Source organism: Paenarthrobacter sp. 22069 (genome assembly GCF_052046035.1).
GTDB lineage: Bacteria > Actinomycetota > Actinomycetes > Actinomycetales > Micrococcaceae > Arthrobacter.
Window position 1 is genome coordinate 38,232 of the sequence record NZ_JBQEQF010000005.1, and the last position, 22,004, is coordinate 60,235.

Here is a 22,004-nt window from a genome sequence, read left to right on the forward strand (position 1 = left end):
CCTAGCCCACGTACCGGTTGCGGCCGGACCGGTAACCGAACACGGCCGCCAGCAGTCCCACCACCGTGAAGAGGATTCCGGCGGGAACGAACGAGCCGGTGGCCTGATGCAACTGCCCCACCATGAGGGTTCCGGTGGAGCCAACCCCGTAACCCACGCCCTGCATCATGCCGGACAGATGGGCGGCGGTATGCCCGTCGCGGGTGCGGAGCATGATCAGGGTCAGCGCGCAGGCGGTGAGGCTTCCCTGTCCCAGGCCCAGCAGCCCGGCCCACACCCAAACAAGGTCCAGCGGGCCGAGGATGCTCAGCACGAAGCCGCCGCCGGTCATCAGGGCAACCACCGCGTTGATGGCGCGCTGGTCCCGGAACCGTGCGGCGAGCGCCGGGGCGAACAGGGACCCCAGCATCTGCAGCACGATGCACACGGCAACGATCAGGCCGGCCGTTGCCCCGTCAACACCGCGCTCGCGGAGGATGGGCGCCAGCCAGGCGAAACCGCTGAAGGACATCATGGCCTGCAGCACCATGAAGATGGTCACCTGCCAGGCCACGGAGGAGCGCCACACATTGACCCCGTCCCGGACGGCCTGGTGCCGGACGGTCCCCTGCCGCACGGCGACGGGCAGGAACAGGAGGAGGACGACGGCGGCGGGCAACGCCCAGACCCACAGCGCCTTGGTCCACTCCCCCGTCGCGGTGTAGACCGGGTAGGTGAAGCCGGCACCGAGGGCGGCCGAAGCGCAGATCGCTGTGGTGTAAAGCCCGCCCATGAGTCCCAGCCGGTGCGGGAAGTCACGCTTGACCAGGCCCGGGAGCAGCACGTTGCACAGTGCGATCGCCGCGCCGCAGGCCGCCGTGCCCAGCAGGAGGGCAGGAAGGTGGCCGCCGCCTGGGGCAGGCCCCGCGTCCACGGGCCTCAGCAGGAGCCCTGCCGTCAGCAGTGCCATGGCGCCCAGCAACACCCGTTCCGCGCCGAAGCGGCGGGCCAGGACGGGGGCGAGCGGGGCGAAGACACCCAGCAGGGTCACAGGAACGGTGGTCAGCACCACCACGGACCAGCCTGGCAGGCCTGCCTGCGCGGTCACCTCCGGCAGGACCGCCGAGAGGCTGGAAAAGACGCTTCGAAGGTTCAGGCCGATCAGGACCAGGCACACCCCCAGGTAGGCCAGGGCGCGCCGGCTGCCCACGCGGGTGGGCTCCGCTGCCGGAAGTTCATCGATTTCCGCGTCCACCAGGTTGCTGAGATCCACAAGGCTGCTGCCCGTACGGGTCCCCTCCCCGGCTTCCGCGGAGGCTGCCCTTCGCCGCTGCTCCCTCGCGCCGGCATTCGTTGCGTCCGTCATCCGCCCATTCTTGCAGGGCGTGCAATCGGGTGCCGGTTTTCCACATAGGGACCGGCGCACCTTCCGGCGCACCGGGCAGATTCATAGGTTGTAACCAGCCGCGGCCACGCACCTGGCCGCACTTAGCAACGGGAGCACCAATGGAAGCTACACCCCGGCCGGAATCACGCCCCGCGCCGCCGGAGGGCCGGGCGCCGGCGGTTGGACCAGTGGAAAGCGCAGCGTTAAAGGGCGCATCGCCGGACAACGCACGGGCGGACGGAACAGGGCCCCCTCCCTTCCAAGAGGGCCCTGGACGGCCGCCGGGAGCGCCCGGACCCAAAGGGACGAAAAGCCTGGTCCTGGCGATCCTTGCCCCGGTCAGCATGTTCCTGACCGGGCCGTTGGCCGGGCTGGCCATGCTCCTGACTTATTCGGACAACGGCTACTCCCGCGCTCCGTGGGTAGCTCCCTTCGTGCTGTTCAGCCTTCCGCTCCTCTTCGCTTCGCTCGGTCTCAGGCTGGCACTCCCAGCGCTGAAACAGTTGCCGCGGGGATCAGGAAGCCGGTCCGCGGCGGCAGTTGCCCTCTGCATCTGCGGCGTGGTCTTCGCCTTGGCACTGGGTCCGGCACTCGAACTCCTAGCGTGTTCTGAGCATCTGCATGCCCACGGCGCAGGCGTATTCCGGGCCCTCCGGTCCGGCGCCGCCGCCGCGGCGCTATTCTGGAAGGGATGAGCGAATCCCCTGAAAACCCCCAGCAGCCGCATGTCCCAAGGCAAGTAACGCCCGGAACCCAGGCCTCCTTCGGCACCTACGGCGGCCGTCCGGTGAGCTTCGTGCGGCGCGGCACCAGGCTCCAGGGCCGCCGGCAGGCCGCATGGGCCGAGCATGCAGAGCGGTGGGCCGTCGATGTTCCGCGGCACGTGGCCAACACCTCGGTCCACCCCGACTACGCCTTTGACGCGGCCGCCGAGTTTGGCCGCGAGGCTCCGCTCATCGTCGAGATCGGGTCGGGGCTGGGAGATGCCATCTGCCATGCGGCTGAGCAGAACCCGGACACGAACTTCCTCGCAGTGGAGGTGTACACGCCGGGGCTGGCCAACACCATCATCAAGATCAACAGCCGCGGCCTCGAAAACGTGCGGGTGGTGGAGGCCAACGCCCCGGAGGTACTGGCCACCATGCTGCCCGAAGGGTCGGTCAGCGAACTGTGGGTCTTCTTCCCGGATCCGTGGCACAAGTCGCGGCACCACAAGCGCCGCCTCATCCAGCCGGAGTTCAGCAGGCTGGCAGCGCGCGCCCTGAAGCCGGGAGGACTCTTCCGGATCGCCACGGACTGGTCCAACTACGCCGTGCACGTCCGGGACGTCATGGCCGGTTCAGAGGACTTCGAAAACCTGCACACCGGCGAGCGCCGCGGACCCGAAAGCCCACTGACGCAGGTTTGGCAGTCCGGCGTCGAAACAGTGGTGGGGGGCGCGCCGGTCCGTGAGGGCAGGGCTCCTGTGAGCACGGAGCACACCGGCCCCAACGAAGGAGTGGACGAGACCGGCGGTTGGGCTCCCCGTTTCGAGGGCAGGATCCGGACCAGCTTCGAAGCCAAGGCCCACGAGGCCGGCCGGCTCATTTTCGATCTTTGCTACCGCCGCCGCTAGGCGCCCGACGAAGGCCCCCCAACGCCGGTGCGTGGCGGTCCTGAAGGACGGTATGCCAGGTCAGCCCACGCTGATCGAACCGACGATCTCCCTGAGCATGTCCAGCCGGGGTTCGGCCTCGGGGTTGAGGTAAGGCCAGATGACCACCACGCCGATGAACCGCCCGCTTTCCCACACGCCCACTGTGGCTGCCACCTTCGCCGGGCCGCCGTCGTCGTCGTATCCCACCACCACGGCGTAGGCATCCTTGCCAGGCAGGTTCAATGCGCCCTCCGCCAGGAGGGCCCCACCGCGGTCCTCAAGGTAGAAGCCCGCCATCAGGTGCGCCCACCCGGTGGCCTGGGGCGCGTCCTGCACGGAGGTGTCGTCCTTGATCACTGTGACCAGGACACCTCCCAGCAGGCCGTACTGCTCGCTGTTGGGTCCGGCCGTGGAATCGTCCAGGACCTGGGTGTGCTCGGGGAAGTCTGCGGTGAAGCCCAGCGGGGATTCGATGTGCACTGACATTGGTTTCAGAGCCTCTCGAGCTTTGTGTCGTTGGGGACTTTATAGTACGTGGACACGTTGGTGGTGGACTGGTTTTCGGTGGAGACCTTGACCTCGCCCGCCTTGACGTCGAACCCTGCCTCGTTGGTGGCCGTCACCACGGAGTTCACCTGGATGGTGGCGGAGCCCGCCTCGTACAGCCTCGCTGCATCGCGGGCGGCGCCGGCCTCATTGCCCAGGGCGATGTTGCGCAGGTAGCTGTCAATGACCGGGCGGTTCTCCGGGGAGTAGTCCACATCGATCTTGACCGTGCCCTGGGTGCCTGCGGTCACGGTGGAGTCGAATTTGGCGGTCTCCGACTTCACGCCGGAGGTAACGCCCTGGGCCACGGTGCCGTCCATCGAGACGGACACCGAGTCGATGTTGTTGCCCTTGTCCAGGTTGACCTGCAGGCCGCCCTTTCCGGAGGCTTCGAAGGCCCGGCCGTTCAGGTTGAGCTTGCCCTGCGCGGAGACCTCGCCGCTGGCGGTGGAGGTACCGTCCGTGAGGTTCCGCTCGTAGGCAAGGTCGAGCTTCGCGCTGCCGGATGCCGTGCCGGACTCCCCCGATGCGTCGAGCGAGAAGGTGCCCTTGGCCTTGTCCGTCTGCCCGGTGGAGCCGTTGTCCTTGGCCGCGTCGTTGATGGTGTCCAGGATGTAGCCGGGCGGGTTGCCGGCAACATCCCTGATGTCGCCGATGCTGTCCGGCGGAAGGTCGCGGTACATCTGTTGGCGGGCGGCCATGGCCTCTTCCACGCTGCCAAACGTGTATTCCCGGGAGACCTCACCGGTGAGCGTGGCCCCCGCGGTTCCGGTGGTGTCGTTGACGCCCAGGCCCATGTTCCCGTAGACCTTCATGGTGGCGGAGCCGTCGGCGTTCTCCACCACCTCGGTGCCCACCTCGGCGCCCCCGTGGACCCAGGCAACCCGTGCCTCAATGGACGCCTTGCCGGTCTCGGAATAGACCGGGATGTCCGCCCGCGCCAGTTCCTGCAGGTGGTGCTTGGCCAGCTGCTGCGCCGAGGCGGGAATGCCGCCGTCCATGCGCATAAGGTCCTCGGCGAACGGGCCGTCGGTGCCTTCACCCTGGATCAGGTAGGCCCGGTCGGCGGCGGACAGGCCGGCCCACCATGCCGCCTGTTCTTCCGGGCTGGCATTAATCATCTGGTCCAGCCCGGCTTCAAGTTCCTTCCGGTGTTCCGCCGCCGCCCTGGCGGCCTCGGCCTTTTCCTTGAGCCACTCCCTGGCCTGGGCAGCCAGTGACGTGAGGCGGTCCCAGGTGCTGCTGCCGGAGCCGGTCCCCGCGGTGGAGGCCTTTTCCTGCTCATCGGCGTGCTGCATCAGGATTCTTGAGTTCTCCCGAAGGCTTGCCGCCACTTTGTCCAGGCTGGGGCGGTGGCTTGCGCTCCACTCCTGCCGGAAGCGTTCGCCGTCCCGGCCCTTCCACGGCGCGGACTGGATCTGGCTGTGCAGGGACCCGGCGCGGCTGCTCAGCAGCGCCGCCGCCTGGTCAGCCGCCTTGGCCAGTGCCCGCAGCTGGCTGATGTCGGCGCCGTAAAATGTCATGGTTTCCCCCGGAAATGAGTGCGGCAGGTGTCATCGCTGGTCCTTATGGTTGCACAGGCGGCCGGACCCGGCGATGGGCATNTCCCCATCGCCGGGTCCGGCCACAGGCCACACCGCCCACCGGCAGGGCCGGTCAACCGTCAAAGGACAGCCGCTAAACTGCCAACTGTTCCCGGGCCCGGCGGCGTGGGACGATTGCCCTGTAAGAAGGGCACGCACAGCAGCGCACCACCGCGCCCGGCCAAAGGAAAGACGATCAAAGACGAACTGAAGCAGGTCGTTGACAAGGCCGAGGACGTTACGAATTCACGCGTCCTTGAGATCCTGGCCCGGTCCGGGTTCGCGGTCAGCGGCATCCTGCACCTCCTGGTGGGCGCCATCGCCATCCGCCTTGCCATGGGCGGCACCGGCCACGCCGACTTCAGCGGCGCCGTTGCCGAGCTGGCCACCACGGCGGTGGGGCCGTTCCTGCTGTGGGGAAGCTTCGCGGCCTGCACCGCCCTGTCGCTGTGGCAGGCAGGCGACGCCATCTTCGATTTCAACCACCAGCGCACCAAGACCAAGGCCAAGAACAAGGCCAAGGCGGCCCTGCAGGCGATCGTGTATGCCGTCCTCGCCCTGACCCTGTGGCACTTCGCCACGGGCACCGGCACCGGCGATGACAACCGCAAGGCCACCAGCGACTTCACGGTTTCAATGATGGCGGCGCCGGGCGGTGTGGCGCTGCTGGTCGTGATCGGCCTGGCCGTGGCTGTCGCGGGCGTGGCCTACGGCATGCGGGGACCCCGGAAGAGCTTCGAGAAGCAGCTGCGGATGCCCTCCGCAGGCGCCGCCAGGACCGCCGTGGTGTCCCTGGGCGTGGCAGGCTACCTGGCTAAGGGCCTGGTGTTGCTGCTGACCGGCCTGCTCATCGTGATCGCCACCATCAAGGAGCATCCGGAGGACTCCACCGGACTGGACGGGGGCCTGCGGGCCCTCCGGGACCAGCCGATGGGCCCTTATCTGCTCGCTGCGGTGGGAGCCGGCCTGGTTTGCTACGGCGCCTACATGATGATGCGCGCCCGGCTGGCCAAAATGACCAAGTAGCCCCCGGCAGCGTGGTTAGGTGGGGACATGCCCCAGGTTCACGCCGAACGCCACATCCGCATAGATCCGGAGACTGCCTTCGCGTTGTCGCAGACCACCGGGACGTTCCGGCTCAAGTGGGACCCCTTCATTTCCGCCCAGGGCTTCCTTGACGGGGCCACGGCGCCGGGAAAGGGAGTCCGCACGCGCACCAGGTCCCGTCTGGGCCTGTCCATGGTGAGCCAGTACGTCTCCTACGTGCCGCCCCGCAATGTGGGGATGACCATGGTGGCCGGCCCGTGGTTCTTCACGAACTTTGGCGGCGGCTGGCGTTTCACCGCGCACGACGGCGGTACCAGGGCAGTGTGGAAGTACACCTTTTCCTGCCGCCCGGCCCTGCTGCGGCCCATTATGGAATGGATCGGCAGCCGGGTGCTGGGCTACGAGATCGAACGGCGGATCGAGGCCTTCGCCCGCGCCTGCGAGGACGAGTCCCTGGTGGCCGAGTTCAGGGCCCTTACCGCCAGGGAACGCCTCTAGGGAACGGTGATCACCGCCACCGGGTGCTGGGCGCCGTCGCGCAGTTCGACGCTGGAGATACTGCCCAGCTGGATGGGGGTGGCCCCGGTGACCTTGACCTTGCCGCTGGGGGTGGCCGTCCAGGCGCAGGCCCGGTCTTCGCCGCCGGCGCGGTCGCGGACCCACAACGAGAGCGTTCCGTCCGCCGGCAGGCTGCTGCCGCTTACCGCGAGCTCGGTTCCCCAGGTCTTCCGGGCCATGTCAATGTTCACCTGCAGTCCGCCCCCGGATGCCACCGAGTAGGTGGCGTCCGGCTGCGGCGGCCTGACCAGCAGCGGCCCCACCGCCAGGCCCACGGCCAGGCATGCGGCCGCGACGGCGCCTGCCAGCGCCGCCCACCGCCGTCGCACCATCCGGCGGCGGCGGCTCAGTTCGTCGAAGAGGCGGGCCGGGAGGCCGGCGCCGGCTTCCCCGCTGCCGCCGGGGACGGAGGTGAGCGCCACCGCGTCGGGGACAGGGAGGGCATCCAGGAGCATGGGCACCTTCTCCATCACGGCCAGTTCCTTGCGGCAGGCCCCACAGTCCTGGAGGTGCGCCTCGAAAGCGGCGGCGTCTGCGGGATCGAGGCCGCCCAGGACGTATGCGCCCAGGAGGTGGTGCAGGTTGGTGTTCACCGTTCCACCCCCATCTCGTCCAGGATGGTCCGCAGTGCCCGGAGGGCGTAAAAGGCGCGGGACTTGACCGTACCGCTGGGGATGTTGAGCTGGACCGCGGCCTCGTTCACGGTGAACCGGCGGTAGTGCAGGGCCACCAGCACGTCGCGGTGTTCCTTGCTCAGCCGCAGCAGGGCCTCTTCCATCAGGACCCGGTTGAGCAGCTCGTCAACGCGGCCCATGACCTCGACGGGGTCGGGGGGACTGCCGTCCAGTGCCTCGGGCGGACGGCGCCTGCTCCGGCGGTAGTTGTCGATCATGATGTTCCTGGCCGTGCGGTACAGGTAGCTGCGGAAGCTGCCGTTGATGTCCGGGGCATGCTGCCAGACGCGGAGCACGGTCTCCTGGACCACGTCCTCCGCGAGCTGCGGATCCCGGGTGGCACTAAGCACGAAACGGCGCAGGGCGGTGCCGTGTTCACGGTAGATGGCCTCCACCACGTTCTCATCGAGCGGCATGCCACTCCCTCCCGTCGCTGACCTTCGCTGACCGGCGCTGACCGTCTGGCCCGGACCGCCGCCAAGCACCGCCATGCTGTGCTCCCGGCTGTTACCACGTCCGGACGCAGCAAACGGTTCAATCACGCAGGTGCGCCGTACCAAACGGCTGTTCCTGTGAACCATTCTTCACCCGGCGACGTCATAGCAGTCAGCACCGCGTGATCCGGCGCGGGCGGCCGCTGGCGTGAACCAGCCGAAAAGTATCCAGCCAAAGGAGCACATCATGAAACAGCATGTCGGACCCGGGCTTGCCATCCTGGTCCTGGCGGCATCCCTCTCCGGCTGCGGCAACAGCACCGGCACCACGCCGGCGGCCAGCAGCCCGGCAGGCGGTGCCACCAGCAGCGCCTCCAGCGCCGCTTCGCCGGGCGCATCGTCGGCCAGCCCCTCCGCTGCCTCCACGTCATCGATGCAGGCCGGAGCCGCCGTCGACCTCAAAACGGCATCCTCGTCGGCGGGCAACATCGTGGTGGACGCGAAGGGCAGGAGCCTCTACTTCTTCACCAAAGACACCAAGGACTCAGGCACCAGTGCCTGCACGGGGTCCTGCCTGGTCCAGTGGCCGCCGCTGACCACCGCGTCCGCTTCACCGGCGGCGGAGGGCGTGTCCGGCACGCTGGGCACCATCAACACCCCTGACGGCAAGAAGCAGGTGACGTTGAACGGCATGCCCCTCTACTACTTCGCCAAGGACACCAAGCCGGGCGACATCCTGGGGCAGGGCGTTGGCGGCGTCTGGTACCTGGCGGACCCGTCGGGCGCGATGATCAAGTCGGCGGGCACGGGTTACTAGCGGGGTTTACCTGAGGGGTACGTCCGGAACATTGCCGGGGAGCGGAATTTCCGTCGGTACCGGGACGGGCGGTTTGGGCTCTTGCTCCAGCCCCTTCCCGATCTCCCCCGGGACGTCTGCCGGCAGTGACGGCTGGGCGGGGACAGCTGCCGGTTTCCGGGCGGCCGCACCATTGCTGGGGGTGGTGCCGGCGGTCGCGGGAACGTTCGACGGCGCCACGGCAGCGGGTGCCGGCGCTGTGGCGGTTGCGGCGGGGGCGGCGTCCGGGCTGGTGGCAGCAGTTGGCGTGGGCGCCGCCGGCTGGGGCGCAGGCTGGCCGGGCGTGCTGCCGTCGTGGAAGGAATTTCCGCTGGAACCGGTGACGAAGGCGGTGACCGCGTGGTTCAGCTGGGTGAAGGAGTCGCGGATGCCCTGGTCCGAGGCGGCCGCGACCGCGCCGCCGGCTGCGAGCGATGCTGCCACGGACAGCGTGGTGAGCGTGATGCGGCGCTTGGCCCTGCGGCGGGCGGCAAGTTCATCAGCCGGCCGGGCTGCGGGCAAGGCTGGGGTTTCCGTGGGCAAGGCGGCGGGAAGCACAGCCGTGGCCGCCGGCGCGGCAGCGGATGCGCCTGCCATCAGGGCGGCAATATCGGCGGAAGGTTCGGGGGCCGCCACCGCCAGGGCACGCAGGTCAAGCAGGGCGTGACGCAGCTGGGCGTCGTCGTCCATCCCTGCTTCCAGCAGGAGCTGGTCAACTGCCGCGTCGTGGCGGGATGCTCCGGTGTCACTCATGGTTTGCCTGGTTTCTCTTGAGCGTTTGTGCCTTGAGGTTTTGCAGGGCGCGGCGCTGGAGCTGCTTGATGGCTCCGGCGCTCTTGCCCATGATGGCGGCCACCTGGTCGATGGACAGGTCCGCCACCACCCGCAGGGCCAGGACTTCCTGGTGTTCACAGCTGAGCCCTTCCAGCATGGCTGCGGCTCCCCCGGTCAGTTCCGCGGCCTGGTCCTCGGCGGACGGGGTGGTCCGGCCATCGTGCTGGGGATCGTACGCTGTCAGCTGCGGCCTGCGCTCCAACCGGCGGTAGTGGTCCACCATGCGGGCGTGGGCGATCGAAAAGATCAGCGACTTCGCGCCCTGCAGGCCGCCGGTGAGCGTGCCGATCCTGGGGTAGAAGGCCATGAACACGTCCTGGGTGACCGCTTCGGGGTCGTCCACACCGCGCGCCTTGAGGTACCCCTGCACCGGGCCCGCGAAGGTTCGATAGGCAGCAGCGAACAACACCGCCGGATCGGTTCCGGCGGCGTTCTCGAATATGTCGATCTCTTCTTGGGCCAAAGTGTCCAGCACCAGCGGCTCCTCCATCCCGGGATCCGGCGTACGCCCTTGCCCGGTTTCCGGTATGGACTCTTCAAGTCCCCGTGGTCGTTTGGCTGCCTCTTCGCGGCTCTTCAAAGGGTGCTGGTCAAAATGCACCCGCAGGGCCGCCTGGACTGCGGCGGCAGCCACAGCCGCAGTCCAGACTAGCCAACTTGCCTAGCGGACCGAAACGGACGGTGCGTTCACGGCATTGCCGTCCTGTGCCGGAACCGCGGGAACAGCAGGAACTGCCTTGTCGCCGTCGGCACCCGGGACAGCCGGGACGGCGGGCACGGCGGGAGCGGACGGAACGGCCGGGAGCTGGGGCTTTTCAACCTCGACGGATGCGGAGCCCTTGGCCTCTGCGCCGGCCTTGGCTGCGGCGTCGGCCTTGGCCACGACATCGGCGCAGTAGGCGTCGATGTTGCCCTCCCCCTGGGCAGCGATGGACAGCGAGGAGAACGCCTTCGACGAAGCGTCCAGGCCGCCGTGGGTGTAGGCGGTGCAGAGGCCCAGTGCCGCGGGGCCGGCGGCGTCAACCGCGGTGTCCGCTGCCGCGGACGCAGTGGCGCCGGCGGAAACCTTGCCCTCAGATGCAGCGGCGGTACCGGAAGCGGCTGCGGTGGCGTCGGCAGAGGCGTCAGCGTTCTTCAGTGCGTCACTGGCGGTGGCGGTGGGGGTGGCCTGCGCATCGCCTGCTGCTTCGGCGGCCAGCTTGGGGGCCGGTGCGCCGAAGACATCGTGGGCGGCCTGCTGGGCCTGGGTGGGAAGGACGCCCGAGACGGCCGCAGCGCCGGTTCCTCCGACTGCCAGGGTTCCTGCGGCCAGGACTCCGGCGGCAACCTTGCTGGTGGCGAGAACAGTGAACACAGACATAGAACTTCTCCAAACCTAGACAACAACATCAAAGCGGGCCCGCCGGGCGGACCCATCACGGACTACATCGCCTGAGGTTGCAGAAAGGTTACGGACGTCCCGGGAATTCTTTTCCGGCTCCAAGATGCCAGGCGCCCGGAAGCCAAAGGCCGCGGGAAAGTGCGCAGGCCGCCATCCGCGTCAGCGCCTGCGAGGCTTGCGCCGCGGCCTCCTGGCCCTGCCGCTGGGACTAAACCTCTGCCAGATCCGCGTCCTCGAACTCCACGGCTGCCACGACCTCCTGGTTTTCCGGGTTGATCATGAAGGCTTCGTCGTCTTCTTCGACCATCAGGAAGTCACCCTTGTCCGTGTTGAAGTGCCACGCGATGGTCTTCGCGCCGTGGTGCAGGTAGTTCGGATCGCCCATGTTGATGCGGAGCAGCGTGTGCCCGGCGATGCCGCACAGCTCGCGGATCACCACTTCGAAGTCCGGAGCGTCCTCAAGGGCCTCGGCATCGGCCTTCGCCTGGCGTTCGGCGAGGTCCGGAATCCCCGCCGCGAGGCGTTGGATGTACGGACCCACTTCCTCGTCGTCGAGGACCAGCAGGTCGGCCTGCGCCCGCAGCCACGCGGCGTTGAGCGCCGTGATGTTCTCGCGCTCCAGCAGCTCTTCGAACTCGCCGTCGAGCTCTTCCATCCGGATGACGGCGTCGGGCGTGTCCACGGTGTCGTCCACGGCGCCGTCCAGGTAGTGGCCGGCGTCTTCCCCGGACAGGCCGTCGAAGGAGGCCGCGGACCGGTTGAACAGGTCCAGGTGCTCCGCGGCGCCCATCGCCGCCATGCCCTCACGGATCAGCGTGTCCGTCGCGGCGCGGTCCATTGTCATGAAGGCGTACTGCGCGAAGCCGCCCTCCAATGCCTGGGCAAGGTAGAAGTCGACGTAGTAGCTGCGCACCGCAACGGGTGACATCTCGTCGGCATGCAGCAGGGCCGTGTGCATCGCGTCCACGATCCCGACGTTGGCCTGCACCGCCTCCTCATCGCTCGCTTCGATGCTGCTGGTGGTCAGGACGATGGGCTGGCGGGTAGTGATCATGGCATTCCTTAGTGCTGGAGGGGTGCTGCTGCGGACAGTTTCACGCTATGGCGGCCCGGCCACCGGGGCGGGGAGCAGAAAATGAACGTCAAGCGAAGTTTTCCCGGCTCCCGGAGATCCTGTCTGTTGGTTCCTGGCGGCTCCGGGTGGGAGGGGCCCGGCGCAGGCCTGCCGGCGGGCGAACTAAGATGGATCAGATAACCACCCACCGGACCCGGCCCCGCCGTGGCCTGCCGAAAGTAGTGCACACCATGCCATCCCAACCGGACGAAAGTGCGGACCTGGCGATACAGACACCCGCCATCAACGACCGCTCCCTGGCGGCGGGGCTGGCGTATGCCATGGCGGGCAGGGTGTCCGGCATATCGTTCGACGGCGGTACCGGGCTCATGCTGGGGAAGGTTAGGGGCGGCGCGGAGGTTCCCTACTCCACCACGGCCAAGCTGGTCCGCAAGGGGGGCGGCTGGAGCTGCACCGTGGGCGTGTGCAGCTGCCCGGTCCGGAAGGACTGCAAGCATGTTGCGGCGCTGCTGTTCGCCGCCGAGGACAGCCCCTCCGTCCGGATCCAGCTGCTGGCACCCTCCACCTCCACCCAGATGTCCCGCACGCCCTCGGCGGCCCTCTCCGACTGGGAGCAGGCCCTCAGCCCGCTGATCTCACAGCCCGGCGCCGCCACGTCCGGCGGCGGGATCCCGCTGGCCCTGCAGTTCGAGATCGAAGAGCCGCCCCCGCACTTTTCCTACACCGGCCGGCGGGACCCGGTCCGCGGAGTACGGCAACTCAAGGTCCGGCCCGTCATCATGGGCGCCAAAGGCAAATGGATCCGGGGCGATGTCTCCTGGAACACCTTGAGCTACCTGGATTTCCGCCGCGAGTCCAACCAGGCGCACGTCGATTGGCTTCAGGAGTTCCTTGCCGGCCATTCCTCCTCCGCCAGCCGGATGCACAACTCCGCGGGCCTGTGGCTGAGCCTGAACTCGTACGCCGGGAAGAACATGTGGAGCCTGCTCTCCGATGCCCGGAAGATCGGGCTCGCCCTGGTCCACTCGCGCGGCACCGAGCCGGTCCGGCTCGCGGAGGCCCCTGCCGCCGTCGCGCTTTCCCTGAGCCGCTACGGCACCCCGGTGGAGGACCCTGCGGCGCCAGCGGCGGACGCGGGCAGTCCCGGGAAGTCCGACGGCGGGCTGGAGCTTGCGCCCACCATCACCGTTGAGGGGGAAGAGGTTGATCCGGCGTCGGTAGGCACGCTCGGCAGACCCGCGCATGGCCTCTTCTTCACATCCGGCGAAGCGTCGCTGCCGGGCGTTCCCGATCCCAACGGCACCATCACCCTGGCACCGCTGGAGAACGGCCTGAGCGAGGAGCTGCTGGCATTCGTCACGGCCGGCAGCACCCTGCACATCCCAGCCAGGGATGAGTCGCGGTTCCTCACCGGCTTCTACCCCAAACTCAAGCAGGCCGCGCGCGTCACGGCCCGGGACGAGTCCGTGGAACTGCCCGAACTTGCCGTCCCCACCCTGTCCCTGCTGGCCAATTACGGGGCAGACCACCGGGTGCGGCTCCACTGGGAATGGCACTACAAGACCGGCAAGCTCGTCACGGCCCAGCCGCTGTGGCGCCATCCGGGCGACCACGGGTACCGCGACGACACTGCCGAGGCGCGCGTCCTGGAAGGCATCGGCCGCCCGTGGGACGTGGTACCCGTCCTGGGCGAGTCCGCGACGGGCGGCTGGGGCACTCCCCGGCTGGCGGCTTCCGCCGAGCTGACCGGCCTGGACACGCTGGCCTTCACCGAGGAAGTGCTGCCCCGGCTGCGGGAAGCCCCGGACGTGGACGTGGAGACGGTGGGTGACATCGCGGACTACCGCGAAGCGGAGGAAGCCCCGGTGGTGTCCATCTCCACCAAGGCCACCGAACAGCGGGACTGGTTCGACCTGGGCATCCAGATTTCGCTGGAGGGCCAGCCGGTTTCCTTCGCCGCGGTGTTCTCCGCCCTCGCCGCCGGACAGACGAAGATGCTGCTGCCCAGCGGGGCCTACTTCTCGCTCGACCTGCCGGAACTGCACCAGCTGCGGGCCCTGATCGAGGAAGCCCGGTCGCTGCAGGACAACAAGGATGCGCCCCTGCAGATCAGCCGGTTCCAGGCGGGGCTCTGGGACGAACTGGCCCAGCTGGGAATCGTGGACGAACAGGCTGCGGCCTGGCGGTCCGCCGTGGGCGGGCTGCTGGAGGGGGGCACCGACGGCCTGCCGTTCCCCGCGTCGCTCAACGCCGAACTGCGCCCGTACCAGCTGGAGGGCTACAACTGGCTCAGCTTCCTCTACAAGCACGGGCTGGGAGGGATCCTGGCCGACGACATGGGCCTCGGCAAGACCGTCCAGGCGCTGGCCCTGATGTGCGCAGCGAAGGAGCTGGCTGTTGAGGCGGCTGCGTCCCTCGCGACGTCCGACGACGGTGCTGCCTGGGACCCTGAAACCCAGCCCGCCGCCGTCGCGCCCTTCCTGGTGGTGGCGCCCACCAGCGTGGTGGGCAACTGGGCAGCCGAAGCCGCGCGGTTTGCGCCTGGCCTCACCGTACGCACGGTCGGCGAGACCTTTGCCAAGAGCGGCCAGGACCCGGAAACCCTGGCGGGCGCGGACCTGGTGATCACTTCCTACGCCCTGTTCCGCATCGACTACGAGTCCTACGCCTCCCGCACCTGGTCCGGGCTGGTGCTGGATGAGGCGCAGTTCGTGAAGAATCACCAGTCCAAGGCATACCAGTGCGCCCGCAAGCTGCCGGCCGGGTTCAAGCTGGCCATCACGGGCACGCCGCTGGAAAACAACCTGATGGAGTTCTGGGCGTTGACCTCGATCGTGGCGCCGGGTCTGTTCGCCAGCCCCAAGCGCTTCGCGGAGTATTACCAGAAGCCGGTTGAGAAGAACGGCGACAAGGGGCAGCTGGAAAAGCTGCGGCGCCGGGTCCGTCCGCTGATGATGCGGCGCACCAAGGACCAGGTCATCAAGGACCTGCCGCCGAAGCAGGAACAGATCCTGGAAGTGGTGCTGAATCCGCGCCACCAGAAGGTGTACCAAACGCACCTGCAGCGCGAGCGGCAAAAGATCCTTGGATTGATCGAGGACGTGAACAAGAACCGGTTCACCATTTTCCAGTCCCTGACCCTGCTGCGGCAGCTCAGCCTGGACGTATCCCTGGTGGACCCGGCGCTTTCGGCCGTGCGCTCAAGCAAGCTGGACGTCCTGTTCGAACAGCTTGAGGACCTGGTGGCCGAGGGGCACCGGGCACTGATCTTCAGCCAGTTCACCGGTTTCCTGGGGAAGGTGCGGGAGCGGCTGGACGAGGAGGAGATCGAGTACTGCTACCTCGACGGCGGCACCCGGAACCGTGCGGACGTGGTCAGCGAATTCAAGAACGGCAGCGCGCCGGTGTTCCTGATATCGCTGAAGGCCGGCGGCTTTGGGCTCAACCTCACCGAGGCCGACTACGTGTTCCTGCTGGACCCCTGGTGGAACCCGGCCTCCGAAGCCCAGGCCGTGGACCGGACGCACCGGATCGGCCAGGCCCGGAACGTCATGGTGTACCGTCTGGTGGCCAAGGACACCATCGAGGAAAAGGTCATGGCCCTGAAGACCCGCAAGTCGCAGCTGTTCGCGGACGTGATGGAGGGCGACGCCCTGGCCGGCGGCGCCATCACCGCGGAAGACCTGGCAGGGCTGTTCAAGGAGTAGCGCGCGCCGGGCAGTGTTGGCTGGATCCACGCAACCGGCTCAGCCACGTCCGGGCGGCGGTGCTGGAAGTGCGTGACGGGATCCTGCTGTGCACTGAACACTGGGCGCCAATTACCGGGGCGGGCATCACGAAGGGCCAAACCCTGGAACTATAAGCCGGCTGTTGCCGGCACCGGTCCAAGGTTTGGCCCTGACTCGTGCACTGGGCCGCGTGCCTTCGCACGAAAATGGTGCACCGGGCGCCGCCCCCAGCAGGCGGGCGCCCGGCAGCTTGTACTGGACGGTGCGGACTAAACCCGCTGCGGCGAGCCCAGCTCCACCGGATCCTCGTCCGTCAGGTATGCCAGCTCGGAGTGCGCTGCAAGGTCGATGCCGCGGAGCTCGTCCTCCGGCTTGATGCGGAGGCCCCCCATGGCCTTGTCCAGGACCTTGGCCAGGACCCAGGTGACGCCGAAGGAGTAGACCAGGACCGTTATGGTGGCCAGTGCCTGCACGCCCAGGAGTTCGAAACCGCCGCCGTAGAACAGGCCGCTGACCCCGTTGGGTGCGGCGTCCGTGGCGAAGAGGCCGATCAGCAGGGTGCCCAGGATGCCACCCACCAGGTGGACGCCGACGACGTCGAGCGAGTCATCGAAGCCGAGCCGGAACTTCAGTTCGATGGCAAGGGAGCAGACGGCCCCGGCGATCGCGCCGATGGCGACGGCTCCCAGCGGGCTGACGGCGCCACAGGCCGGGGTGATGGCGACGAGCGCCGAGATCAGGCCGGACGCGGCGCCCATGCTGGTGGCTGCGCCGTGGCGGACCCGCTCCACGAGGGCCCAGGCAAGCAGGCCGGCGGAGGCGGCCACGGCGGTGTTCAGGAAGACCACCGACGCCGACTGGCCGGCGGAGAGTGCCGATCCGGCGTTGAAGCCGAACCAGCCCACCCACAGCAGGCCTGCGCCCACGAGTACCAGCGGACGGCTGTGCGGCTTGGTGTGTTCCATCTTGGGCCAGCCCGAGCTCTTGCCCAGGACGAGCGCGAGGGCCAGGGCGGCGGCGCCGGCATTCATGTGCACCGCGGTGCCGCCAGCGAAGTCGATCGCCTTGATGCCGTTGGCGATCCAGCCGCCCACCGTGCTGCCGTCCGCCGAGTCGAAGGCGAAGACCCAGTGCGCGATGGGGAAGTAGACGATGGTGGCCCAGATGCCCGCGAACAGCATCCAGGCGCCGAACTTCATGCGCCCGGCGGCAGCACCGGCAACCAGCGCTGTGGTGACACAGGCGAAGAACAGCTGGAACGCGGCGAACAGGATGACCGGGATGGACGCAGAATCATCCTTGGCCAGCATCTGGCCCATGCCGGGGAATTCGGTGACGTCACCGATCAGTCCCAGGCCGCCCACGGAGTTGCCGAAGGCCATCGAGTATCCGAACAGTGCCCACAGGACGGCCACCAGGCTGGCGCCGCCGAAGCACATCATCATCATGTTCAGGATGCGGCGCGACCCCACCATGCCCCCGTAAAACAGGGCCAGGGCGGGAATCATCATGCAAACCAGCGCCGAGCTGGCCAAAATCCAAGCGACATTTCCCGAATCCATGGGAAACCCCTTTCGTGATGCGAAGAGAGAACGGTCGTTTGCCGTCAGAGCCGCTCTGCGGAGGCACGTGGACGGAGGGGCCACGTTCAGCGGAGGGGCGGCTGTTGCCGTCTGATACCAATGTATGGCGGTGATTTTTGGGTGGGTTTCCGGAGTGTTAAATGATCGTTTCAGTCATCTACACGCGAGTTTCAGGGGTCCCTGAAAACCCAACAGCTACCAGCGGCAGCCCCGGCTACTTGGCTGAGACCGCCAGGAACTGGATGGGAAGGTCCAGCAGTTCCAGCGGACCGTGCGGGCCTTCGCCGTCCAGCAGCAGGGAGTCCCCGGGCTCCATGGCGTACTCGTAGGAGCCGTGGCCGTACACCATCTTTCCGGAGAGCATGTAGATGAATTCGGTGCCGGGGTGCTGGAACAGCGGGAAAACGTCACTGGCATCGGTGAGGGTCACCAGCGTGGGTTCCAGGGCATCGGTCCGGCCCTTCAGCGTGCCCAGGACGCGGTACTCATGGCCGTGCTGGGTGCCGCTGCGGACGGTGAGGCTGCCCTGCCCGCTTTTGGTGAAGGTGGCGTCCCGGTCGGTGTCCGCGCCGCGGAAAAGCGCGGTGACGGGGACTTTCAGCCCGTCGGCAAGCCGCTGCAGGGTGGTCAACGAACAAGAAGTGGTGGCGGTTTCAACCCGCGAGATCATCGCCTTGGACAGGCCGGTGCGGGCCGCCAGCTCAGCGGACGACAAACCGCCGGCGGTCCGGTAGTGGCGCACCTGTGCCGCGATGACCTGTTCCAGCCGGCCGGCCACCTGTCCGGCACCGTGATCTTCTGGAAGATCCTGGGTGTCCCGGTCTGCTCCGTTTCCTCCGGCCTGTTCGGTCATGTGAGCCATCTTAGGCGGGCCGGGCGGGGTCGGGAGCACGACGGCGGCGCTAGCCGGGCGTCACCGCCTCGCCCAGCAGCCCGGCCAGGCAGTCCGCCAGGGCCCGGGCTCCGGCTTCGGCGTCCCCGTCCTCCACGAGCTCGTCCGGCGAATGCGAAATGCCCGTGGGGTTCCGCACGAACAGCATGGCCGTGGGCAGGTGGGCCGCCAGAACCCCGGCGTCATGCCCGGCGCCAGTGTCCAGGACGGGTGCTCCCGGGAGGAATTCGCGCAGCCGGTCCCGCAGCCCGCCGTCGAAGTGGACCGTAGGACTCAGGGACTCCGTGCCAAGGCTGGCAGTGCACCCTTCTTCGGCAGCCAGGACCCGGGCGTTCAACCCGATGGCCTCCACCAGGGCTGCCGTGACTGGGTCCTCCGGGTGGCGGACGTCGATCCATAGGTCCACCCGGGATGCAATGACGTTGGTGCCGCCGGGAACCGGCTGCAGCCGGCCTACGGTGGCACGGGCGTCGCGGTACTTCCGCGCCGTGTCCCGGATGGAGACCATCACCTTGGCCGCGGCGACCATGGGGTCCCTCCGGTCCTTCATGAGCGTGGTCCCGGCGTGGTTTCCCTCCCCCGTGATGCTCAGCTTCCAGCGCCCGTGGCCAAGGATGGAGGACCCGATGGCCACCGGCCGGTTGATGTCGACCAGCCCCCTCCCCTGCTCCACGTGCAGCTCCACGAACATTCCCAGCTGCTGCAGGGCAGTGTAGTCGGCGCCGATCAGCCGCGGGTCCTGTCCGTTCGCGGCGGCGACGTCCGCGTAGGTGTTGCCTTCCGGGTCGCGGAGCTTGCGGGCCTTGTCCGGGTTCAGTTGTCCAGTCAGGAGCCGGGAACCCAGACAGGCGACGCCGAACCTGGACCCCTCTTCCTCGGGGAAGACGGTAAGGGCCAGGGGACGCCGCGGCCGGAAGTTCCGGGCTTTGAGGAGGTCGACGGCGGCGAGCGCCGAGGCGACGCCCAGCGGACCGTCGTACGCACCGCCGCCCGGGACGGAATCGAGGTGGCTGCCGGTGGCGACGGCGTCCTTCCGCACGCCCGTTGCGGTGTCCCACCATGCCCAGATAATGCCGTTGGCGTCGGTATGCACATCCAGCCCACGCCGCCCTGCCTGTTCAATGAACCAGGCCCGCAGATCCATCTCGGGTGTGGAGAAGACCGGGCGGGAGTAGCCGCCGCGGCCGGCGTCGCGTCCGACGTCGGCGATCGCCTGGAGGAGGCGGGTAACGGAGGCTGGGCCGGCGGGTTCAACAGATGCGGCAGCCCGCGCGGGTGCTGTATGGGGAAGGCTCACGGGGTTCCGATCTGGGCGCTGAGTGCTGATGAGGTGGCGCTGCGGAACCGGTCCGGAACGGGCCCTTCGCCGGTGGCGAGGTCAGCCGCCCACTGTCCAATCAGCGGGGCGAACTTGGCTCCGTGGCCCGAGCATGGCGACACGATGGTGAGGTTGTCCGCCCGGTCGATAAGGAAGTCCTCATTGGGCGTGTTGGTGAAAAGGCAGGTGGTTTCGGCGTACGGCTCAGGGTCCAGTCCCGGCAGGCAGTGGCGCACGTAGTCCACCACGCGGGCGCGGTTGGCCGGATCCACCACCCCGGTCTGCTGGACGGCCGACGGAATCCTGGGGCCGGCGTTGTATTCGGCCACCTTCTGTCCCGCAAAGTCCGCATCCCGGCCGCCGGGGAGGCCGTAGGTCTGGATGTCGTCGGCCTTGTGGATGAAGGTGGGCCAGTTGCTGCCTGAAAATCCGGAGTCTTCGCGGTACCTGAAATGGAAGGCCTGCTCCTGCCGGACAGTTAGCTCCGGCAGGCCCGCAAGGAACCCGGCCGGGAGAGGCAAGCACTCCAACAGCCGCGGCAACCAGCCGCCGGCGCTGATGACGACATTGCCCGCGTCGATCGTTTCTCCCGTCGCTGAGTGGAGCCGGAAGCCGGCGCCTGCCGTGTCCGCGCGGCGTTCAATCCGGTCCAGGTTCCAGCCGGTCAGGACTCGTGCGCCGCCATGGGCTGCGAGCGCCACCATCGCGTTGACGGATGTTTCCGCGTCGATCACGCCGGCGCCGGGATGCCAGAGCACGTCGGTGTCAAAGGCGATCTGCGGCCAACGGGACCGGGCCTCGTCGGCGGAGAGCAGTTCGTGCTCTATCCCGGCGTCGGCCAGCACCCCCGCGAGCAGGCCCGGCTGGCGCCGGGGGCCGTAGTCCACCGCGCCGAAGGGTGTGATGAGTTCCGTGCCGGTTTCAGCAGCCAGCCTGTCCCATAAGGCCTTCGACTCCAGGACCGCCCGGGTATAAAAGGGATCCGGGTAGGCGTAGCGAAAGATGCGCGCCGACCCGTGGGAGCTACCGTCGTGGGTTGCCGGAACATCGCGTTCCAGGAGGGTGACCTGGTGGCCTCGCACGGCGAGCTGCCAGGCTGTGGCGGCGCCGGCCAGGCCGGCGCCCACCACCACATAGTCGGAGGATTCAGCCATCAGAAGCTCCCCTGCACTCCGGGGATCCAGCTGGTGCCGGCCAGCGGAACGCGGGCCATGGCGGAGGCCTCGATGGTGAGGGCCACCAGGTCCTCGGGTTCCAGGTTGTGCAGGTGCGACTTTCCACAGGCCCGGGCGATGGTTTGGGCTTCCATGGTGAGGACGCGCAGGTAGTTGGCCAGGCGGCGGCCGGCGGCCACCGGGTCCAGGCGGGAGGAGAGTTCCGGGTCCTGGGTGGTGATACCGGCGGGGTCGCGGCCGTCCTGGAAGTCGTCGTAGTACCCGGCGGCCGAACCCAAGGCTGAGTATTCGGCGGCAAAGCGGGGGTCGTTGTCGCCCAGCGCGATCAGCGCGGCGGTTCCGATGGCGACGGCGTCGGCACCCAGGGCCATGGCTTTGGCGACGTCGGCGCCAGTGCGGATGCCGCCGGAGACGATGAGCTGGACCTTGCGGTGCATGCCGAGTTCCTGAAGCGCCTGGACGGCCTGGGGGATGGCCGCGAGGGTGGGGATGCCGACATTTTCGATGAATACCTGCTGCGTTGCCGCGGTGCCGCCCTGCATGCCGTCCAGCACCACCACGTCGGCACCGGACTTCACGGCCAGCGCGGTGTCGTAGTACGGCCGGGAGGCGCCAATCTTGACGTAGATGGGCGTCTTCCAGTCGGTAATCTCCCGGAGTTCTCCGATCTTGATTTCCAGGTCGTCCGGGCCGGTCCAGTCCGGGTGGCGGCTGGCGGAGCGCTGGTCGATCCCCACCGGCAGGGTGCGCATCCCGGCCACGCGTTCGGTGATCTTTTGGCCGAGCAGCATGCCGCCGCCGCCGGGCTTGGCGCCCTGGCCCAGCACGATCTCGATGGCGTCGGCCTTGCGGAGGTCGTCCGGGTTCATGCCGTAGCGGGAGGGCAGGTACTGGTACACCAGGTGCTTGGACTGGCCGCGCTCCTCCGGCGTCATGCCGCCGTCGCCCGTGGTGGTGGAGGTGCCCACCTCGGACGCGCCGCGGCCCAGCGCTTCCTTGGCGTTGGCGGAGAGGGCTCCGAAGCTCATGCCCGCGATGGTCACCGGGGTCTGCAGATGCAGCGGCTTGCTGGCATACCGGTCGCCGAGGACGACGTCGGTATCGCACTTTTCGCGGTAGCCCTCCAACGGGTAGCGGGACATGGAGGCGCCGAGGAAGAGCAGGTCGTCAAAGTGCGGAACCTTGCGCTTGGCGCCCCAGCCGCGGATGTCGTAGACACCGGTGGCGGCGGCACGCTGGATGTCGGCGATGGTGGCGCGGTCGAACGTGGCGGACTCCCGGAGGCCGAGGGCGGCGATGTTGGTGGGCGCCGGGGCGGGAACGGAGGTGATGGTCATGG

The 22,004-nt window shown here is 68.3% G+C and carries 20 protein-coding genes; 6 read left to right on the forward strand and 14 right to left on the reverse strand.

Annotated features, from left to right (window positions below; all coding sequences use genetic code 11):
* Window position 1: 1 nt before the first annotated feature.
* Complete coding sequence (locus ACTJK0_RS05250; RefSeq protein WP_181422354.1) at window positions 2–1,345, reverse strand: MFS transporter; 1,344 nt, start codon at window positions 1,343–1,345, stop codon at window positions 2–4.
* Window positions 1,346–1,710: 365 nt separating this feature from the next.
* Here ACTJK0_RS05250 and ACTJK0_RS05255 point away from each other — a divergent pair, with 365 nt between their 5' ends.
* Complete coding sequence (locus ACTJK0_RS05255) at window positions 1,711–2,061, forward strand: hypothetical protein (RefSeq protein ID WP_440744511.1); 351 nt, start codon at window positions 1,711–1,713, stop codon at window positions 2,059–2,061.
* On the forward strand, window positions 2,058–2,981 hold the full coding sequence (trmB, locus tag ACTJK0_RS05260) for a tRNA (guanosine(46)-N7)-methyltransferase TrmB (RefSeq protein WP_440744512.1): 924 nt from the start codon (window positions 2,058–2,060) through the stop codon (window positions 2,979–2,981). Before ACTJK0_RS05255 ends, trmB begins: the two co-directional genes overlap by 4 nt.
* 60 nt (window positions 2,982–3,041) lie before the next feature.
* On the opposite strand, the gene ACTJK0_RS05265 is transcribed toward trmB, so the two are convergent.
* Together ACTJK0_RS05265 and ACTJK0_RS05270 are read right to left on the reverse strand one after the other, a co-directional pair.
* Window positions 3,042–3,488: a hypothetical protein gene (locus ACTJK0_RS05265; protein ID WP_110541954.1), complete on the reverse strand. Its 447-nt coding sequence runs from the start codon at window positions 3,486–3,488 to the stop codon at window positions 3,042–3,044.
* Window positions 3,489–3,493: 5 nt separating this feature from the next.
* The gene (locus tag ACTJK0_RS05270) at window positions 3,494–5,071 is read right to left on the reverse strand and encodes a hypothetical protein (RefSeq protein ID WP_440744513.1); all 1,578 of its coding nucleotides are present in this window, start codon (window positions 5,069–5,071) and stop codon (window positions 3,494–3,496) included.
* A 267-nt stretch (window positions 5,072–5,338) separates the two neighbouring features.
* Between ACTJK0_RS05270 and ACTJK0_RS05275 the strand changes: the two genes are divergently transcribed.
* Window positions 5,339–6,157 carry a DUF1206 domain-containing protein gene (locus tag ACTJK0_RS05275; protein WP_110542157.1) on the forward strand — a complete coding sequence of 273 codons (819 nt, stop codon included), beginning with the start codon at window positions 5,339–5,341 and terminating at the stop codon, window positions 6,155–6,157.
* 27 nt (window positions 6,158–6,184) lie between these two features.
* The gene (locus tag ACTJK0_RS05280) at window positions 6,185–6,676 is read left to right on the forward strand and encodes an SRPBCC family protein (RefSeq protein WP_110541956.1); all 492 of its coding nucleotides are present in this window, start codon (window positions 6,185–6,187) and stop codon (window positions 6,674–6,676) included.
* Here the strand turns inward: ACTJK0_RS05280 and ACTJK0_RS05285 are convergent.
* Window positions 6,673–7,329: a zf-HC2 domain-containing protein gene (locus tag ACTJK0_RS05285; RefSeq protein ID WP_110541957.1), complete on the reverse strand. Its 657-nt coding sequence runs from the start codon at window positions 7,327–7,329 to the stop codon at window positions 6,673–6,675. The genes ACTJK0_RS05280 and ACTJK0_RS05285 overlap by 4 nt on opposite strands.
* Window positions 7,326–7,826, reverse strand: coding sequence for a sigma-70 family RNA polymerase sigma factor (locus ACTJK0_RS05290; protein WP_110541958.1), 501 nt, complete (start codon window positions 7,824–7,826; stop codon window positions 7,326–7,328). Before ACTJK0_RS05290 ends, ACTJK0_RS05285 begins: the two co-directional genes overlap by 4 nt.
* Window positions 7,827–8,091: 265 nt before the next feature.
* On the opposite strand from ACTJK0_RS05290, the gene ACTJK0_RS05295 reads away from it, so the two are divergent.
* A complete protein-coding gene (locus ACTJK0_RS05295; RefSeq protein ID WP_440744514.1) occupies window positions 8,092–8,661 on the forward strand; it encodes a COG4315 family predicted lipoprotein in 570 nt (189 codons plus the stop codon).
* Between the two features lie 6 nt (window positions 8,662–8,667).
* Here ACTJK0_RS05295 and ACTJK0_RS05300 read toward each other — a convergent pair whose 3' ends face one another.
* From ACTJK0_RS05300 to ACTJK0_RS05315, 4 genes are all read right to left on the reverse strand, one after another.
* Window positions 8,668–9,432, reverse strand: coding sequence for a hypothetical protein (locus ACTJK0_RS05300; protein WP_440744515.1), 765 nt, complete (start codon window positions 9,430–9,432; stop codon window positions 8,668–8,670).
* On the reverse strand, window positions 9,425–10,003 hold the full coding sequence (locus ACTJK0_RS05305; protein WP_440744615.1) for an RNA polymerase sigma factor: 579 nt from the start codon (window positions 10,001–10,003) through the stop codon (window positions 9,425–9,427). Before ACTJK0_RS05305 ends, ACTJK0_RS05300 begins: the two co-directional genes overlap by 8 nt.
* A gap of 171 nt (window positions 10,004–10,174) precedes the next feature.
* Entirely contained in the window at window positions 10,175–10,873 is a 699-nt protein-coding gene (locus ACTJK0_RS05310; protein ID WP_440744516.1) for a protein tyrosine phosphatase, read from the reverse strand.
* A gap of 229 nt (window positions 10,874–11,102) precedes the next feature.
* Complete coding sequence (locus ACTJK0_RS05315) at window positions 11,103–11,948, reverse strand: DMP19 family protein (RefSeq protein ID WP_110541963.1); 846 nt, start codon at window positions 11,946–11,948, stop codon at window positions 11,103–11,105.
* Between the two features lie 251 nt (window positions 11,949–12,199).
* Between ACTJK0_RS05315 and ACTJK0_RS05320 the strand changes: the two genes are divergently transcribed.
* Window positions 12,200–15,676, forward strand: coding sequence for a DEAD/DEAH box helicase (locus ACTJK0_RS05320; protein WP_440744517.1), 3,477 nt, complete (start codon window positions 12,200–12,202; stop codon window positions 15,674–15,676).
* 290 nt (window positions 15,677–15,966) lie between these two features.
* Here the strand turns inward: ACTJK0_RS05320 and ACTJK0_RS05325 are convergent, their stop codons facing one another.
* The 5 genes from ACTJK0_RS05325 to ACTJK0_RS05345 form a co-directional block, all read right to left on the reverse strand.
* Window positions 15,967–17,259 carry an ammonium transporter gene (locus ACTJK0_RS05325; RefSeq protein WP_110541964.1) on the reverse strand — a complete coding sequence of 431 codons (1,293 nt, stop codon included), beginning with the start codon at window positions 17,257–17,259 and terminating at the stop codon, window positions 15,967–15,969.
* A gap of 235 nt (window positions 17,260–17,494) precedes the next feature.
* Window positions 17,495–18,133, reverse strand: coding sequence for a helix-turn-helix domain-containing protein (locus ACTJK0_RS05330; RefSeq protein ID WP_440744518.1), 639 nt, complete (start codon window positions 18,131–18,133; stop codon window positions 17,495–17,497).
* A gap of 49 nt (window positions 18,134–18,182) precedes the next feature.
* The gene (locus ACTJK0_RS05335; RefSeq protein ID WP_110541966.1) at window positions 18,183–19,469 is read right to left on the reverse strand and encodes an allantoate amidohydrolase; all 1,287 of its coding nucleotides are present in this window, start codon (window positions 19,467–19,469) and stop codon (window positions 18,183–18,185) included.
* Entirely contained in the window at window positions 19,466–20,644 is a 1,179-nt protein-coding gene (locus ACTJK0_RS05340) for an FAD-dependent oxidoreductase (protein ID WP_110541967.1), read from the reverse strand. Before ACTJK0_RS05340 ends, ACTJK0_RS05335 begins: the two co-directional genes overlap by 4 nt.
* Window positions 20,644–22,002 carry an FMN-binding glutamate synthase family protein gene (locus tag ACTJK0_RS05345; protein ID WP_110541968.1) on the reverse strand — a complete coding sequence of 453 codons (1,359 nt, stop codon included), beginning with the start codon at window positions 22,000–22,002 and terminating at the stop codon, window positions 20,644–20,646. The genes ACTJK0_RS05340 and ACTJK0_RS05345 overlap by 1 nt, the downstream gene beginning before the upstream one ends.
* Window positions 22,003–22,004: the final 2 nt, after the last annotated feature.